Below are 15,392 nucleotides of genomic sequence, written 5' to 3'. Positions count from 1 at the left end.
ATTCGTTCTCCGCTGAGCGGCAACAAACCATCAACGCTTGCCAAGTGCAACCGGCAAGGCCACCGCCATCATGCGTTCGCCAACCGGCTGGTGCCAACGTGCCACGGTTTTCTGGATAGCCTCAACGCCGGGGGCTTCGATCGGGTTCCACAAGCTTGATCTCTCTGGAAAAATCGCTGCGCACGATGCCGTGCCGCTGCAGCTTGTCGTAGAAGGTCTTGCGCGGAATGCCGAGCGCCTCGATCGTACGCCGGACATCGCCGCCATTGCGGCCAAGTGTCTCGCGGATGATCTCGGCCTCGTAGCGCTCCAGCCGTTCCGGCAAGGGCATCGAGACGTCCAAATCTGTCGGCTGAGCGGCGGGGCTGCTGCCGATCTCTTCCAGACCGAGCACGAAGCGCTCGGCAAAATGGGCGAGCTCGCGGACATTGCCGGGCCAGTCGTGTTCGCGCAGATGGCGCTGGACGGCGGCCGGCGCCGCGGGCACCTGGCGATGAAAGCGGGCAGCGGCGCGCTCGGCGAAATACCCGAACAGCAACGGCACGTCGTCCCGGCGCTCGCGCAATGGCGGGATCGAAAGCGTCACCACATTCAGCCGATAATAGAGGTCTTCGCGGAAATTGCCGCGCTGGCCGGGATCGCCGAGATCGATCTTGGCGGCGGCAACGACGCGCAGGTCGACCGGCCGGATTTCGTTGGTGCCGAGTGGCGTCACCTCGCGCATTTCGAGCACGCGCAGCATCTGCACCTGAGTGGAGGGCGGCATGCTTTCGATCTCATCGAGGAACAGCGTGCCGCCGCTCGAATGCTCGATGCGGCCGACGCGCTTCTTCTGCGCGCCCGTGAAGGCACCGGCCTCATGGCCAAACAATTCGCTTTCGATCACCGTCTCCGGCAACGTGCCGCAATTGAGCGCGACGAAATTGCCCTTGGCGCGGCGGCTCCAGCGATGCAGCAGGCTCGCCACCACCTCCTTGCCCGAGCCTGTCTCGCCGGTCACGAGCACATCGACATCGGTGTCGGCGATCTGTCTCAGCGTGCGGCGCAGCCGCTCCATAGCCGGTGTCTGGCCGATCAGCGGAAGGCCTTCCTGCGCCTGCTCGGCCGCTTCGCGCAAGGCGCGGTTCTCCATAACAAGACGGCGCTTTTCCGCGGCGCGCCATACACTTTGCGCCAGCCGGTCGGCCGCGAAGGGCTTGGTGATGAAGTCATAGGCGCCGTCCTTGATCGCCTTTACCGCCATGGCGATATCGCCGTGCCCGGTGACGAGGATGACGGGGATATCCGGGTCAAGGTCGACCACGAGGTCGAAAAGCTGCAGGCCGTCCATTTCGGGCATGCGGATGTCTGACACCAAGACGCCGGCAAAGCCGGCATCGAGGCCGGCGAGTGCCTCGCTTGCCGAGGAAAAGGCAGACACGGCAAAACCGGCAAGTTCGAGCGTCTGCTTCGTCGCCTTGAGCAGGTCACTATCGTCATCGATCAGGACGACCGGATTGCCGTCTGTCATCTCGGGCCAGCCTTCGAGAGATGGATGGTGAAGCGGGTGCCGGTCCCGCTGCTTGTCACCTCGATACGCCCGCCATAGTCGGCGACGATGTCCTTCGAGATGACGAGCCCGAGCCCCAAGCCCTTTTCCTTCGAGGTATTGAAAGGCGTGAACAGCGATTTCAGGATCGCCGGCGGAATCCCCGGTCCGTTATCGGACACGATCAGCGCGACGCCGTCGGCGGTTTCCGCGGCGGACACTTCGACCCGAGCACCGTCACGCCCCTCGAGCGCTTCCAACGCGTTCTGGAACAGGTTGATCAGCACCTGCTCCAACCGCAGCCGGTTCCCCATCACTTTCAGCGTCGCCGGCGGCAGCGTGATCGCCAGCGCGTCCAATCGGCCGGCAAAGCGGCTCCTGAGCAGCACCACTGCGCCTTCGATGACGCTGCGCAACTCGACCGGCTCGGCGGCGGTGCGACCCTTGCGGGCGAAAGCTTTCAGCTCCTCGGTGATGGAGCCGATGCGTTCGGTCAGCGCTGCGATGGCGCCGAGATTTTCCTCCGCCGGCGCCGTCTGCTTGCGTTCCAGGAAAACGCGCGCATTGTCGGCATAGGCGCGGATGGTCGCCACCGGCTGGTTGATCTCATGCGCGACGCCCGCGGCAACCTGGCCGAGCGTCGCCAGGCGGTTGGCCTGCACCAGCTCCTGCTGCATGACCTGCAGCTTGGCTTCGGTGCTGCGGTGGTCGGCGATCTCGGCCTGCAGCCGGTCGCGCGCGAGGCTGAGGTCCTGCGTGCGCTCGACGACGCGCCGTTCGAGTTCGGCGCGCGCCGCCTGCTCGGCAGCGATCCGCATCTGCGCGGACTGCCGGCGCCACAACAGATAAGCGGCCAAAGCGAGCAGCGGGACAAGGACGCCGAGGGCCAACAAACGCATTTCGCGCTGCGCCGCCGCGATCGGCGCTTCCGCCGGCACGAGATAGTCGAGGCGCCATGGCGTCGACGGCACGGCGGTGGATAGCCGCAGATACTCCGCGTCGCTGCCGCCGGGCGTGATGGCGTGCACCAGTGCGACATCGAGGCTCAGCGGTTGCGGTCTCGTGATGGGCAACGGCACCAGCGGAGCCTCGCCGAACTGCTGGCTGGCGCGGATGTCGGCCGCGACTGGAGCGGCCAGCGGCGCCGTCGTCATGAAGCGCCAGGAGGGCACGCTGGTGATCAGCACCACCCCATGCTCGTCGCTGACATAGGCCGGGCGGTTCGCCTCGTGCCAGTCGGCTTCGAGCTGGTCGAACTCCATCTTGACCACGACGACGCCGAGCGGGGCCGCCGCACTCCCGACACGGCGCGAAATGTAGAGGCCCGGGCGCTTGCTGACATTGCCGAGCGCGAAATACTCGGCCGTGCCGGATTGCATGGCGCCCGAGAAATAGGCGCGAAAACCGTAGTCATTGCCGACAAAGCTAACCGGCTCGCGCCAGTTGCTGGAAGCGATGGCCAGCCCGTCCGGGCCGGTGACGTAAAGCACCGAGGCCTTGGTGCCCGAAACCAGCCCTTCGAGCTTGCGGTTCAGCACGTCGATCGAGGCGGGGCTGCGCTCAGCGAGCGCGTCATGCACCTGCTGGTCTTCGGACAGAAGCAGCGGCAGCGCGCGCGGGTTTTCGAGCACCGCACGCAGCAGCGCCACCTTGAGATTGGCGTCGGTCCGCCCTTGCGCCGACAGCGCCTCGATCTCGGTCGAGCGTCCGTAGAGGCCGGCGCCATAGAGCGCTGCAAAGACGATGAGAAGCGCCACCGCCGCAAACAGCAGCCAGGCGCGCCGCGCCCGCCCGGCGAGCAGTTCGGGCGTCGAAGCGAGGGCAGCGGCGGGGCGTTGCAGCATCGCCCATTTGTGCATGATTTCGCACAAAGCACAATTCGAGCTATGCGGATCGCCGCACTGCGCTGTCGAATGGCAAAGCGCGTTGCGTCAGAAAACAAACAAAATCAATGCTCGACGCCTCAAGGCGCAATCTGGCACGGCCGTTGCAAATGCATCCGCAGCAGCCGCGAGGCTGTGAAGGTCAACTGCCCCGGGAGGTCGAGCTTCTCGATCGGGGCCGAACGGAGGACATCATGCAGACGGCAATCGCTGCCGCGGAACCGCGCGGCAAAGTTCCCTTTTATCGGCATCTTTACGTGCAGGTCCTGGCGGCGATCGCCGCCGGCATCCTGCTCGGCCATTTCTATCCCGACATCGGCGCCTCGTTGAAGCCGCTCGGCGATGCCTTCATCAAGCTGGTCAAGATGGTGATCGCGCCAGTGATCTTCCTCACCGTCGCGACCGGCATCGCCGGCGTCTCCGACCTGCATAAGGTCGGCCGGGTCGCCGGCAAGGCGATGATTTATTTCCTCGTCTTCTCGACACTGGCGCTCATCGTTGGCCTGATCGTGTCAAATGTCGTCCAGCCCGGCGCCGGCATGCACATCAATCCGGCGACGCTCGACGCCTCGAAGGTCTCGACCTTCACCGAGAAGGCCCATGATACGACGATCGTCGGCTTCCTGCTGAACATCATCCCCGACACCATCACCGGCGCCTTCGCCCAAGGCGACATCCTGCAGGTGCTGTTCTTCTCGGTGCTGTTCGGCGTCGCTCTCGCTTTGGTCGGCGAGCGCGCTCGTCCGGTGGTCGACTTCCTGCAGGCGCTGACGGCGCCGATCTTCCGTCTTGTTGCCATCCTGATGAAGGCTGCGCCCATCGGCGCCTTCGGCGCCATGGCCTTCACCGTCGGCAAATACGGCATCGGTGCGATCGCCAATCTCGCCTTCCTGATCGGCACCTTTTACCTGACGTCGCTGCTCTTCGTGCTGATCGTGCTGGGCGCGGTGGCATGGTACAACGGCTTCTCCATCCTCGCGCTGATCCGCTACATCAAGGAAGAGCTGCTCCTGGTGCTCGGCACCTCATCGTCGGAGGCAGCACTTCCCGGCCTGATGGCCAAGATGGAGCGCGCCGGCTGCAATCGCTCGGTGGTCGGTCTTGTCATCCCGACCGGCTATTCTTTCAACCTCGACGGCACCAACATCTACATGACGCTGGCAGCGCTGTTCATCGCCCAGGCGACCGACACGCCGCTCACCTTCGGCGACCAGATCCTGCTGCTGCTCGTTGCGATGCTGAGCTCCAAGGGAGCCGCCGGCATCACCGGCGCGGGCTTCATCACCTTGGCGGCCACGCTTTCGGTCGTGCCTTCGGTGCCGGTTGCCGGCATGGCGCTGATCCTCGGCGTCGACCGCTTCATGTCGGAATGCCGCGCGCTCACCAACTTCGTCGGCAATGCCGTCGCGACCATCGTGGTGGCGCGCTGGGAAGGCGAGCTCGACCAGAAGCAGTTCGCCGCCGCCATGGCCGGCCAGATGCCGGAGGAGGCAGACCTCGCGCTCTCAGGCGGCCTGCAGCCGGCCTGAGCGATCGAAACAATTCCCGGAAAATTGCCTCGGTGACTTCACCGTAGCCTTCGATCCGGAGTTGCACAGACAAAGAGCGTCCACCCAAGCCGAAACAGGCCGTGGCTCCGCCGCGGCCTGTTCTTTTTGTCGGACGCCGCATAGGGTGGCGCGGGCCGGCATTCTTGCCGGTGCATCCAAGCGTGAGGGCCGGCGGATGAGCAGCGCGTTTCCCGAGGTCTACCTTGTCCGCCATGGCGAGACGGAATGGAGCGCATCGGGAAAGCATACCGGCCGCACCGACATTCCGTTGACCGCGAAAGGCGAACAGGCCGCACGCGGCGTCGCCGACCGCCTCAAGGACCAGGCCTTCCAGGCGGTCTGGTCGAGCCCGTCGCAGCGCGCCTTCGACACCTGCCGGCTGGCCGGCTTCGGCGAGCGCGCGCTCAAGAAGGCCGATCTGCAGGAATGGGACTACGGCGCCTATGAAGGCGTGACAACGAAGGAAATCCTTGCCGGACGCCCCGGTTGGCAATTGTTTCGCGACGGCTGCCCGGGCGGCGAGACGGCAACCGATGTCGGCGCCAGGGCCAATGCGATCGTGGCCGAAATCCGGACGGCGGCCGGCAATGTGCTCATCTTCTCGAGCTCGCATTTCCTGCGCGTGCTTGCGGCGCGCTGGATCAGCCTGCCGCCGGAAGGCGGCGAACATTTCGTCCTCGATACCGCGAGCCTCAGCATCCTCGGCTACGAGCACGACCTGACCGAACCGGTCATCCGCCGCTGGAACCAAAAGTAGTTCCGGCCCCTGTTAAGCGGCAAGCATCGCCAGCTCCACGGCCGTTAAATGCCGCGCCTTGCCCTTCGCGAGATCACCCAACTGCAGCCTCCCGATCGCCACCCGCACCAGCCTGAGCACCTCGATGTCGAAGGCGCCGAGCATGCGGCGGATCTGGCGGTTGCGGCCTTCGTCGAGCACGATCTCCAGCCAGGCCGTGCGCCCGCCGCTGCGCAAGAGCGCGATCGAGCTCGCCGTCAGCAATTCCCCGTCGACGACAGCGCCTTGGCGGAACCGCTCGAGCATCTTCTCGTCGGGCGCGGAAGCAATCTGCACATGATAGGTCTTGGCGACATGCGAGGCAGGATCGAGCAAGCCGTTCGCCCAGCGCGTGTCGTTGGTCATCAACAGCAGACCTTCGCTCGCTTTGTCGAGACGGCCGACCGGCGACACGAAGGGCAGGTCAAGATCAGCAAGGCAGTCATAGACCGTGCCGCGCCCGTCGGGGTCGTCGCGCGTGGTGACCAGCCCGCGCGGCTTGTTGAGCATCAGATACACTTTTCGTTCCGCGGCGACCTGTGCGCCATCGACTGCGATGCGGTCGCGATCCGGATCGACGCGCAGCGACGGATCGCGCGCCACCTTGCCGGCAACGCGCACGCGTCCTTCGGCGATCATCAGTTCGGCCTGCTTGCGCGAGCAGAATCCTAGCTTCGACAGCGCTCGGTTGAGGCTGACTTTTCCAGCGATCGGTCGTCGCGGGAATTCGGGAAGCTGTCGTAGGGGCTTGCGTGTCATCGGCCGACAGATGCCATGCCGGGCAACGCCGGCGCAACCTGGCCGCCGTGCTTGCACTTCTCGCATTGCCTTTCGCTCGCAGATCGGCCGCACCTTGATCCCGCGCCAGATCCCGGCCGGCCTGGTCGCCACGCTCGCTGGCGGTCCCGTGCTGATGTGACTGCTCCGGTGACGAGAAGCGGTGCAGCCAGCGTTTCGGGTGGTGACGAGTACCTGACTTTGCTGAACCGGCAGCGTCGTCGACCGCAATCAAATCACGGTTCCGGCGGAGCGCTCAACCGCCGGTAAGGGACGCCGTCGAAGGTTGCCGTCACGAAGCTCTTCACCGACATCTTGCGCTTATGGCCGTCGCTGCAGGCATAGACCGGCCAGCCGGCCTCGCTGCATTCGCTGGCCGCGCAGAGGCGGGCAAGGCAGTTGCCGACAGTCAGCCGGAAGCCGCCTTTGCCGGCGAAGCCCTGCAGCAGGCTGCCATCGGCCGAGCGCCATGTCCGCTGGCGAAATTCCGGCCGCAGGGCCAAAGGTTCGAGAGGGGCGGCGAGATTGGCGGTGCCGGTACGCGCCATGAGCTGAAGACGGTACCGGGCCATCCCGGTCGTATATGCGGTTACGAGGTCGGACTCACCCGAATACGCGGACGCCAGATCGGAGCGGTCGAAGAGAGGAGCCGCTCGCTCGCCTGCTTCTGTTGGCCTCGCAAGGGCAACAAGGGCGACAAGGGCCAAACAAGCTCGCACCATTTTGATTTCCAGCAGCCATGCATCTCCGGCCTGCCAGCGCCCCCGGCTGCCTTCCACACCATCCCGCCAATTGCTGCGCGGTGCAAGCCGCTGCGCCAATAACCCGTGTCACCCATTGGGCGCCGGCGGCAGTTCGAACAGGGTGGCGCCATTCTCCTGTCCCCGCTCGACATAGCCGATGAGCCGAAACCATTTTGCGACGTCCGGTCCATCGAGCCAGCTGCGCGAGTGCACGGGCAGGTTGCCGGCGAGCGCCTGGATGTGGCGGATGTGACGCCTGCAGAAGCGAACGGTTGCCGCTCTGAAGAAGTCCTCCTGCGCGGCAAACAGCGTGTCGGCCGCGTCGCCATGCTCATGCCAGGCGATAAAGGCGACGGCCTGCGCGCCCTCGACCAGCGCATGGGCCCGGCCTTCCTTCAGGTTCATCATCAGATTGTCGTAGGCGGCCTTGCTGTCCTTGCCGGCCGCCAGGTACTCGTCCGACATTCGCTTGGACAGGCCGCGGAAAACATCCTCGAGATCTCCGACCGTCGCTGCGCGTGCTCTCATTTATCCTCCTGACAGCCCGGCGGGAGTTTGGCCCATGGGAGGAGGATCACCAAGCAAATGAAATCCGCCATGCGCCTGACACGCGCAAATGCATTTCACTTGGCTTAGATGGCCGGTTGCCGCGCTCCCTGCGAGGCGCAGCCTCGATTCCTCAATGGACACAGGTGTCCATTCAAGCTAAGTTCGCCCCGCGCGAAGGTGGACGACTTTGTCGAACCGCGGCAGAACGGGATGGGTTATGGACTTTCGAGGACGGGGCGAGTTGATTGCGCCGGTTCGGTACTGCGCCGCCGATATGGCGTCTCAAGGTTTCTTGGCCCGTTGCACTATCGCTCACGTGATGCGGGCCTGAGCGCATGACAAGGCACTATTCAGCGCTTTCGCTATTCAAGGAAGGCGTCGCCGGCCAGACGGGCTGGGAGAAGGCCTGGCGCTCGCCGGAGCCCAAACCGCGTTACGACGCCGTCATCGTCGGCGGTGGCGGCCACGGCCTCGCCACGGCTTACTATCTCGCAAAGAACCACGGCGTCACCAATGTGGCGGTGCTCGAGAAAGGCTGGATCGGCGGCGGCAACACCGGCCGCAACACAACCGTCGTCCGCTCAAATTACTTCTACCCTGAAAGCGCGGCGATCTACGGATTGGCGCATAGTCTCTACAAAAGGCTATCGAAGGATCTGAACTACAATGTGATGTTTTCCGCGCGCGGCATTCTCACCCTCGCGCATAGCGAAGCGGGAATGGAAACCGCTGCCCGGTCCGTCAACGCCATCCAGGTCAACGGCATCGATTGCGAATTGTTCTCGGTCGAGGACGTCCGCCGGGTGGTGCCGATCTACAATTTCGGCCCGGATGCCCGCTACCCCGTCTATGGCGGCACCTGGCAGCCGAGCGGCGGCACGGCCCGTCATGACGCTGTCGCCTGGGGCTATGCGCGCGCCGCCAGCCGTCTCGGCGTCGACATCATTCAGAACTGCGAGATCAGCGACTTTATCATTGAGAACGGGCGCTGCCGTGGGGTCGTCACGTCGCGCGGCGCAACCCGGGCCGAGCGTACGGGGATGGCGGTGGCCGGCCACTCCTCGGTGCTGGCGGCGAAGGCGGGATTCCGGCTGCCGGTCAATTCCTATGCACTGCAGGCCTGCGTGTCCGAGCCGGTCAAGCCGATCATCGACACGGTGGTGATCTCGCCGGATACGGGCGTCTATGTCAGCCAATCGGACAAGGGCGAACTGGTGATCGGCGGCGCGCTCGACCGCATCCCGTCCTATGGCCAGCGCGGCAACTTGCCGGTGCTGGAAGGCGTGATCGCAGGCATGCTCGAAATGTTCCCGATCTTCGGCCAGCTGAAGATGATGCGGCAATGGGCAGGCATCGTCGACGTCGTCCCCGATTCCTCGCCCATCATCGGCGCATCGCCACTGCCCGGGCTTTTCCTCAATTGCGGCTGGGGCACGGGCGGCTTCAAGGCGATTCCCGCCGGCGGCACGCTGCTTGCCCATTTGCTTGCCACCGGCAGGCACCACGACATCAGCCGGCCTTTCGATCTCGACCGCTTCGCCCGCGGCCGGCTGATCGACGAGGCTGCCGGCTCCGGCATTGCCCATTGAAGGTGTAGAAAAGATGCAGCTCTTTCCCTGTCCGTTCTGCGGGCCGCGCGAAGAAAGCGAGTTTCACTATGGCGGCGAGGCCGGCAATTTGCGGCCCGACGGCGGGGACGTGACGGCCGAGCGCTGGGCCGGCTATCTCCATATGCGCAACAACCCGAAGGGGCCGACTCGCGAGATCTGGATGCACCTGACCTGCGGCGAGTGCTTTGCGATGAGCCGCGACAGCGTCAATCACAAGGTGTCGGGTTCCTCCGTGCTCGGCGACGCGGAGCATGGCGCATGAGCGCTTCGCGTCTTGCCAATGGCGGCTGCGACATCGATCGGGCCCGCCCGCTGAGCTTCACTTTCGACGGCACGCGCGTCGACGGCTTTGCCGGCGACACGATCGCGTCTGCCTTGCTGGCGAGCGGCCGGGCGATCGTCGGCCGCAGCTTCAAATATCATCGGCCGCGTGGCATCTGGGGATCCGGCGTGGAGGAGCCCAACGCGCTGATCGATGTCGAAAGCGCCGGCGGCCGCGCGCCGAATGCGCGGGCAACGACCGTGCCGGCGCGGGACGGCCTCACGGTCAAGAGCGTCAACGCGTCGCCGACGGCGCTGGCCGACCGCAACGCGATGCTGGACCGCCTTGCCCGTTTCCTGCCCGCCGCATTCTACTACAAGACCTTCATGTGGCCGGACTGGCACCTGTTCGAGCCGCGCATCCGCGCCATGGCCGGGCTCGGCGTCGTCGACCGCAATTGGAAGCCGCGTCACGTCTCGGACCATCTCAATCACCATTGCGACGTCCTGGTGGTCGGCGCCGGACCGGCCGGCCTCGCCGCGGCTGCCGGCGCGGCGGCAGCCGGGCACTCGGTCGTGCTGGTCGACGAGCGGACGCATCCCGGCGGGTCGCTGCGCCACCGTGCAGGCGCAGTCGACGGTGTCAAGGGTGCGGCATGGATCGATGCGACGGTGGCCCGGCTGAAGAGCAGTGGGCATCTCGTGCTCAGCGATACGACCGCCTTCGGCCTATATGATCACAATCTGGTCGCGCTCAACCAGCTTCACCGCGACGGCCGACCCGACACGCTGTGGCGCGTGCGCCCGCGCCGCATCGTGCTGGCGACGGGCGCGATCGAGCGGCCGGTCCCGTTCGCCAACAACGACCTTCCGGGCATACTCTCCGCTGACGCGGCGTTGAGCTACCTGCGCAGGCATGGCGTCCTTGTCGGCCGGCAGATCGTGGTCGCAACCAACAATGACAGCGCCTACGAGCCGGCCTCGGCGCTGGCTGCGGCCGGCGCTTCGGTGACGGTGGTTGATTGCCGGCGTGAGGGTGGCGTACAGGCGAAGAGCGGTATTCGGGCCCTCGCCGGACGCGCCATTGCAGCGGCGCGCGGCCGCAACGCCGTTCAGAGTGTTCTGCTCGACGACGGTACCGCCCTTGCGGCCGATTGCCTGCTCGTCTCGGGCGGCTGGACACCCACCGTGCATCTGTTCTCGCAGGCAAAAGGCAAGCTCGCCTGGAGCGATCAACTGTCGGCTTTCATTCCCGCAGAAGCGATCGAGGCGATCGGCGTAGCCGGCGCCGTCGCCGGCACGGTCTCGCTTTCCGAGACCTTGGCCAGCGGCCTGGCGGCCCTCGGCGGGTTCGGCTCGGCGCCGCCGGCACCTCGCAGCACTGGCGAGGAAAGAACGCTTGGCGTCGTCAGCCTGTGGCCGAAGCCCAAAGCCAAGGGCCGCGTCTGGATCGACTACCAGAGCGACGTCACCGCCAAGGACGTCGAACTGGCGGCGCGGGAGAATTTTGTCTCCGTCGAGCACCTGAAGCGCTATACGACCCTTGGCATGGCGACCGACCAGGGCAAGACGTCGAACCTGAACGGTCTGGCGCTGCTGGCCGCGGCTACCGGCCGCGCCATCTCGGATGTCGGCATCACCACCTACCGGCCGCCTTTCACGCCTGTGCCGTTCGCCAGCCTGGCGGGAGCGCGTCGGGGCAGCATGCACGCCCCGGTCCGTCGCCTACCGCTGGAGGCAAACCATCGCGCAGCAGGCGGAGTGTTCCAGGAATATGGCGGCTGGCTGAGGCCGGCCTATTACGGAAGCGGCGAAGCCGGAGCCACGATCCAGGAGGATGCGCGGCGCGCCCGGCAGTCCGTTGCGCTCTTCGACGGCTCGGCGCTCGGCAAGATCGAGGTGATCGGTCCACGCGCGGCCGAATTCGTCGACTTCATCTATTACAACACCATGTCGACCCTCAAACCCGGCCATTGCCGCTACGGTTTCATGCTGTCGGAAAATGGCGTCGTCTTCGATGACGGCGTCCTGGTTCGTCTCGACGAGCACCGCTTCATCGTCTCCTGCTCGTCGTCGCATGTCGCCGCTGTCCACGCGCGTCTCGAGGAATGGCGGCAGGATCGTTTCGGCCGCGATGCGGTCTATATCCACAACGCCACCGCGCAATACGCCACCTTGACCATTTCGGGTCCGAAAGCGCGCGGGCTGATAGAGGCGCTCGATCTGGGTGCTGCGCTGGACGATGCCAGCCTGCCGCACATGGCGGTTACCGCCGGCCGCTTTGCCGGCGACGAGGTGCGCATTGCCCGGGTCTCCTTCACCGGCGACCGAAGCTACGAGATCTCCATCCGCGCCGACCGGGCCGAGGCGCTCTGGGCAAGAATGCAGCAGGAAGGCCGCGCGTTCGACGCCGTGCTGCTCGGGCTTGAATCCCTGATGATCCTGCGCGCCGAGAAGGGCTTCATCGTCATCGGCAAGGACACCGACGGCAACGTCATGCCGCACGACCTCGGCGTCGCGGGACCGCGGACCAAGCGTACAGGTGAGTTCGTCGGCCGGCGCTCGCTTTTCACCGAAGCGGCGAGCCGAACCGATCGCAATCAGCTTGTCGGCCTGGCTGTCGGCGAAGGCGAGGCGCCGCTGGCGACCGGCGCGCATGGTGTGGAGAAAAGCGGCGACCGGCTCCGGAGCATCGGCTTCGTCACCTCCAGCTATCAAAGCGCGACCCTGGGCCGCCCCGTCGCCCTGGCGCTCATCGAACGGGGTGCCGCACGGCATGGCCAAACGATCGACGTTCAGCACCTCGGCGTCCTGCGCCAGGCCACCATCGTCGCGCCCTGCGCCTTCGATCCGGAAGGGAGCCGCCTGCATGCGTAACCTTGCCGAAAAATGGCCCCCAGCGCCCGACTGGACCACCGCGGTCCTGAACACGGACGGGATCAGCGTGCGCACATTGGACGGGCTGAAGCAGCTTCTGGTCAGCGGCGACCTGACGGCTTGGGCGCAGGCTTCGGGTCTCGCGGGGGAAGGTGTCGGTGCCGGCGCGGTTGCCAATGGCGACAAATACATGGTGCGCATCGCGCGCGATCGCATTCTCGCCGTAAGCGAACGGCCATTGCCCGTCGCGGCCGGCTGGCACGCGGCCGGTTTCGCGGTCACGGTCATGGATGCCGGGCTGCATGTATTCGAGATGAAAGGGCCGGGATTGGCCGGTCTGGTCGCCAGGGGCACGGCGCTCGATCCGAGGCAGGCAAGTCCCTCGGCTTCGATCCTTTTTGCCGGCGCCGGCGTTCTCTTCTACCGGTTCGGCAACCCCGATCGGGCGCGGGTGCACGTCGACCGGGGCCTTGCCCCGTATCTTTGGGAGTGGCTCGAACAGGTGCAAGTATTCTAGCGGGGGCGGTTTCAGGTCTATCTAGCCGGCATTCAAACCTGGCCAGCCCGAGATGCTTTCGGATTCCAGTGCAGAGGCAGTCGTGCGACGGTCCGGTCTGATCGGCAACACCAAGGTGACGCGCGAGGACTGGATGAAGCTCGCGCTGGAGACGCTGATCTCCGAAGGCGTGGAGGCGGTGCGCGTCCTCGCGCTCGGGCAGAAGCTGAACGTCTCCCGTTCCAGTTTCTACTGGTATTTCAAGAGCCGTCAGGACCTGCTCGATCAGCTTCTCGACTATTGGCGCAACAACAACACCCGTTTCATCCTCGAGCAGGCCGGCCGGCCCGCCGCGTCGATAACTGAGGCCGTGCTCAATGTCTTCGAGTGCTGGCTGGATGAGAGGCTGTTCAATCCGCGCTTGGATTTCGCGGTGCGTGCCTGGTCGCGCCACTCCGCCAAGGTCCATCGTATCGTGAACGAGGAAGACGATGCGCGGGTCGATGCCATCCGGGCGATGTTTTTGCGGCACGGTTACGCAGACACCGAAGCCTTCGTGCGGGCGCGCGTGCTGTACTTCACGCAGATCGGTTATTACTCGCTCGAGATCGTCGAGCCGGTGAGCAACCGTCTGTCTCTGACGCCGGCCTACCTGTTCACGCACACCGGCAAGCAACCTCGTCAAGGCGAGGTGGAGGCCTTCGCCGAAAAGGTACGGGTGCGAACCGGCAGTTGACCACGGCCGACTGCTCAGCGGTCCGCAGCGCCGTCACCTTCGTTTGTCAAACACCTCAGCGCTGCGAGATCGGAAATCGTCTTCCTGATGACCGCTTCCACTTTCGACCGTTCCTCGCCGCCGATCGGCAGGCGCGGCTTTCGAACGTGTTCCGGAGCGCTGTACACCAGATGCTCGGCGAATTTGATGTACTGCACCAGCTTGACGTCCGTATCGAGATGAAATGCCGGCGTCATCAGCCGGTAGAGCGGAAGCGCTGCCGCATAATCGCCGCCGCGGGCGGCGTTGAACAGCGATACGCACTCGGCCGGCCATGCATTGGTCATGCCCGACACCCAGCCGACAACACCGAGCGTCAGGCTTTCAAGGATAAGATCGTCGACGCCGCAAAAGATGTCGAAACGGTCGCCGAAGGCGTTGAACAGGTCGGTTACCCTGCGGATATCGCCGGTCTCTTCCTTGATGGCGACGATGCCGGAAACATCGACCAGCGCCTTCAGCGTCTCGACGTCGACGTCGACCCTGTAGGCGAGCGGATTGTTGTAGATCATCACCGGCAGATCGCTGGCCTCGGCCACGGTCTTATACCATGCCACGGTCTCATGGCGGTCGGTGCGATAGGCGAGACTGGGGAAGGTCATCAGCCCCTCGGCTCCGAGCTTCTGGTAGTTGCGAGCCGCCGCGGCCGCGTCGTCGGTGGACAATTCCGCAAGACCGGAGAGCAGCGGCACCCGTCCCGCCACGACTTCCCTGGCTGCTGCAACCACGGCATCGCGCTCGGCCTGTGTCAGCGTGGCATTCTCGCCAAGCATGGGCAGGACGATTACGCCCGACACGCCGTTCTGAACAAGCCGCTCGATGCTGGCTTGCGTGGCTTTCAGGTCGACTGCGCCGGAAGCCTGCATCTTGGTCGTCACTGCTGGAAACACGCCGCTCCAGGTCATGGAATGCTCCTTGGTTGGGGTGTGGCCGGCGGAGGCGTCATAGAAGGGACGCATGCCGTATCGCCGGTCGGCACCAGCTTCCCATTTCTAACGCCACATGTTGACCTGCCAAGCCGCAAATGCGTCTTCGCCATAGCCCAGCGGTTTGTCGCGAAAAAACCGCCGCCGACCGTCAGCGGCCTATTGCAGCGGATGCCGATGCGATCGGCGCCAGCAGCAGCATGCCAAGAGCCGGGCGCATAAGACGGCTGCTTCGGGTAACGGCGCCTAACCGGTCGCCAAGGCGCGCGCCGCTCTGGTCAGGCCGTCACGTAAATGCTCCCGGCCTCGACGGTGACTGGGAACGTCCGCGCGCGAACGGACGGGTTGACCAGGGCCGCACCCGTCTGGATGTCGAACTCCCACCCATGCCAGGCGCAGCGAACGATTTCGTTCTCGCGGTGGTAGATGAATTCGGGTCCCTCGACGGGAGCGGTCGTTCCGCATTGCGGCCCTTCGCAAAGCGGAGCGCCTCGGTGAGGACAAACATTCAGCAGCGCATGGAAACTATCGCCGATCCGGAACACGCCGATCGACAGGCTGCGCACCTTGGCGATGAATGGCGTCCCGACCTGGATCTCGTCGGCGCGACAAATATACGTCTTCTCGGCCATTTGGGTCCTC

Annotated in this window: 14 protein-coding genes; 7 read left to right on the top strand and 7 right to left on the bottom strand. The window is 65.2% G+C overall.

Features of this window, described 5'->3' with window-relative positions; all coding sequences use genetic code 11:
* Positions 1-121 precede the first annotated feature (121 nt).
* A complete protein-coding gene (locus tag P9217_RS07365) occupies positions 122-1,510 on the bottom strand; it encodes a sigma-54 dependent transcriptional regulator (protein ID WP_278086310.1) in 1,389 nt (462 codons plus the stop codon).
* Entirely contained in the window at positions 1,507-3,372 is a 1,866-nt protein-coding gene (locus tag P9217_RS07360; protein ID WP_095826079.1) for a sensor histidine kinase, read from the bottom strand. Before P9217_RS07360 ends, P9217_RS07365 begins: the two co-directional genes overlap by 4 nt.
* Positions 3,373-3,605: 233 nt before the next feature.
* On the opposite strand from P9217_RS07360, the gene P9217_RS07355 reads away from it, so the two are divergent.
* On the top strand, positions 3,606-4,940 hold the full coding sequence (locus P9217_RS07355; RefSeq protein WP_067322894.1) for a dicarboxylate/amino acid:cation symporter: 1,335 nt from the start codon (positions 3,606-3,608) through the stop codon (positions 4,938-4,940).
* A 196-nt stretch (positions 4,941-5,136) separates the two neighbouring features.
* Positions 5,137-5,718, top strand: coding sequence for a histidine phosphatase family protein (locus P9217_RS07350; RefSeq protein ID WP_278086311.1), 582 nt, complete (start codon positions 5,137-5,139; stop codon positions 5,716-5,718).
* Positions 5,719-5,730: 12 nt separating this feature from the next.
* On the opposite strand, the gene P9217_RS07345 is transcribed toward P9217_RS07350, so the two are convergent.
* The 3 genes from P9217_RS07345 to P9217_RS07335 form a co-directional block, all read right to left on the bottom strand.
* Positions 5,731-6,495, bottom strand: coding sequence for a pseudouridine synthase (locus tag P9217_RS07345; protein WP_095799402.1), 765 nt, complete (start codon positions 6,493-6,495; stop codon positions 5,731-5,733).
* Between the two features lie 254 nt (positions 6,496-6,749).
* The gene (locus P9217_RS07340) at positions 6,750-7,334 is read right to left on the bottom strand and encodes a hypothetical protein (RefSeq protein ID WP_245307477.1); all 585 of its coding nucleotides are present in this window, start codon (positions 7,332-7,334) and stop codon (positions 6,750-6,752) included.
* Positions 7,335-7,343: 9 nt separating this feature from the next.
* Positions 7,344-7,784, bottom strand: coding sequence for a hypothetical protein (locus tag P9217_RS07335; protein WP_066993921.1), 441 nt, complete (start codon positions 7,782-7,784; stop codon positions 7,344-7,346).
* A gap of 356 nt (positions 7,785-8,140) precedes the next feature.
* Here P9217_RS07335 and P9217_RS07330 point away from each other — a divergent pair, with 356 nt between their 5' ends.
* Genes P9217_RS07330 through P9217_RS07310 form a run of 5 tightly spaced genes read left to right on the top strand, consistent with a single transcriptional unit; the run spans position 8,141 to position 13,785 of the window.
* Positions 8,141-9,394 (top strand): sarcosine oxidase subunit beta family protein, encoded by a 1,254-nt coding sequence (locus tag P9217_RS07330; protein ID WP_278086312.1) that lies wholly within the window; start codon positions 8,141-8,143, stop codon positions 9,392-9,394.
* Positions 9,395-9,407: 13 nt separating this feature from the next.
* Positions 9,408-9,677, top strand: a complete 270-nt coding sequence (locus tag P9217_RS07325) for a sarcosine oxidase subunit delta (protein WP_067322843.1) — start codon at positions 9,408-9,410, stop codon at positions 9,675-9,677.
* Entirely contained in the window at positions 9,674-12,553 is a 2,880-nt protein-coding gene (locus P9217_RS07320; RefSeq protein WP_278086313.1) for a sarcosine oxidase subunit alpha family protein, read from the top strand. Before P9217_RS07325 ends, P9217_RS07320 begins: the two co-directional genes overlap by 4 nt.
* Positions 12,546-13,070: a hypothetical protein gene (locus P9217_RS07315; protein ID WP_278086314.1), complete on the top strand. Its 525-nt coding sequence runs from the start codon at positions 12,546-12,548 to the stop codon at positions 13,068-13,070. The genes P9217_RS07320 and P9217_RS07315 overlap by 8 nt, the downstream gene beginning before the upstream one ends.
* A gap of 52 nt (positions 13,071-13,122) precedes the next feature.
* Entirely contained in the window at positions 13,123-13,785 is a 663-nt protein-coding gene (locus tag P9217_RS07310) for a TetR/AcrR family transcriptional regulator (RefSeq protein ID WP_278086315.1), read from the top strand.
* 14 nt (positions 13,786-13,799) lie between these two features.
* On the opposite strand, the gene P9217_RS07305 is transcribed toward P9217_RS07310, so the two are convergent.
* The gene (locus tag P9217_RS07305) at positions 13,800-14,729 is read right to left on the bottom strand and encodes a dihydrodipicolinate synthase family protein (protein WP_278086936.1); all 930 of its coding nucleotides are present in this window, start codon (positions 14,727-14,729) and stop codon (positions 13,800-13,802) included.
* A 299-nt stretch (positions 14,730-15,028) separates the two neighbouring features.
* The gene (locus P9217_RS07300) at positions 15,029-15,382 is read right to left on the bottom strand and encodes a Rieske (2Fe-2S) protein (protein WP_066994002.1); all 354 of its coding nucleotides are present in this window, start codon (positions 15,380-15,382) and stop codon (positions 15,029-15,031) included.
* Between the last annotated feature and the right edge of the window lie 10 nt (positions 15,383-15,392).

Source organism: Mesorhizobium sp. WSM4989 (assembly GCF_029625795.1).
In the GTDB taxonomy this organism is placed as follows: domain Bacteria; phylum Pseudomonadota; class Alphaproteobacteria; order Rhizobiales; family Rhizobiaceae; genus Mesorhizobium.
Note: the sequence above shows the minus strand (reverse complement) of the source record. Positions and strands in the feature narration are given on the sequence as shown.

Excerpts from the sequence above, each read along its gene's own strand:
- P9217_RS07365 (WP_278086310.1), bottom strand. The coding sequence starts at position 1,510 with ATGACAGACGGCAATCCGGTCGTCCTGATCGATGACGATAGTGACCTG.
- P9217_RS07360 (WP_095826079.1), bottom strand. The coding sequence starts at position 3,372 with ATGCTGCAACGCCCCGCCGCTGCCCTCGCTTCGACGCCCGAACTGCTC.
- P9217_RS07355 (WP_067322894.1), top strand. The coding sequence starts at position 3,606 with ATGCAGACGGCAATCGCTGCCGCGGAACCGCGCGGCAAAGTTCCCTTT.
- P9217_RS07350 (WP_278086311.1), top strand. The coding sequence starts at position 5,137 with ATGAGCAGCGCGTTTCCCGAGGTCTACCTTGTCCGCCATGGCGAGACG.
- P9217_RS07345 (WP_095799402.1), bottom strand. The coding sequence starts at position 6,495 with ATGACACGCAAGCCCCTACGACAGCTTCCCGAATTCCCGCGACGACCG.
- P9217_RS07335 (WP_066993921.1), bottom strand. The coding sequence starts at position 7,784 with ATGAGAGCACGCGCAGCGACGGTCGGAGATCTCGAGGATGTTTTCCGC.
- P9217_RS07330 (WP_278086312.1), top strand. The coding sequence starts at position 8,141 with ATGACAAGGCACTATTCAGCGCTTTCGCTATTCAAGGAAGGCGTCGCC.
- P9217_RS07325 (WP_067322843.1), top strand. The coding sequence starts at position 9,408 with ATGCAGCTCTTTCCCTGTCCGTTCTGCGGGCCGCGCGAAGAAAGCGAG.
- P9217_RS07320 (WP_278086313.1), top strand. The coding sequence starts at position 9,674 with ATGAGCGCTTCGCGTCTTGCCAATGGCGGCTGCGACATCGATCGGGCC.
- P9217_RS07315 (WP_278086314.1), top strand. The coding sequence starts at position 12,546 with ATGCGTAACCTTGCCGAAAAATGGCCCCCAGCGCCCGACTGGACCACC.
- P9217_RS07310 (WP_278086315.1), top strand. The coding sequence starts at position 13,123 with ATGCTTTCGGATTCCAGTGCAGAGGCAGTCGTGCGACGGTCCGGTCTG.
- P9217_RS07305 (WP_278086936.1), bottom strand. The coding sequence starts at position 14,729 with ATGACCTGGAGCGGCGTGTTTCCAGCAGTGACGACCAAGATGCAGGCT.
- P9217_RS07300 (WP_066994002.1), bottom strand. The coding sequence starts at position 15,382 with ATGGCCGAGAAGACGTATATTTGTCGCGCCGACGAGATCCAGGTCGGG.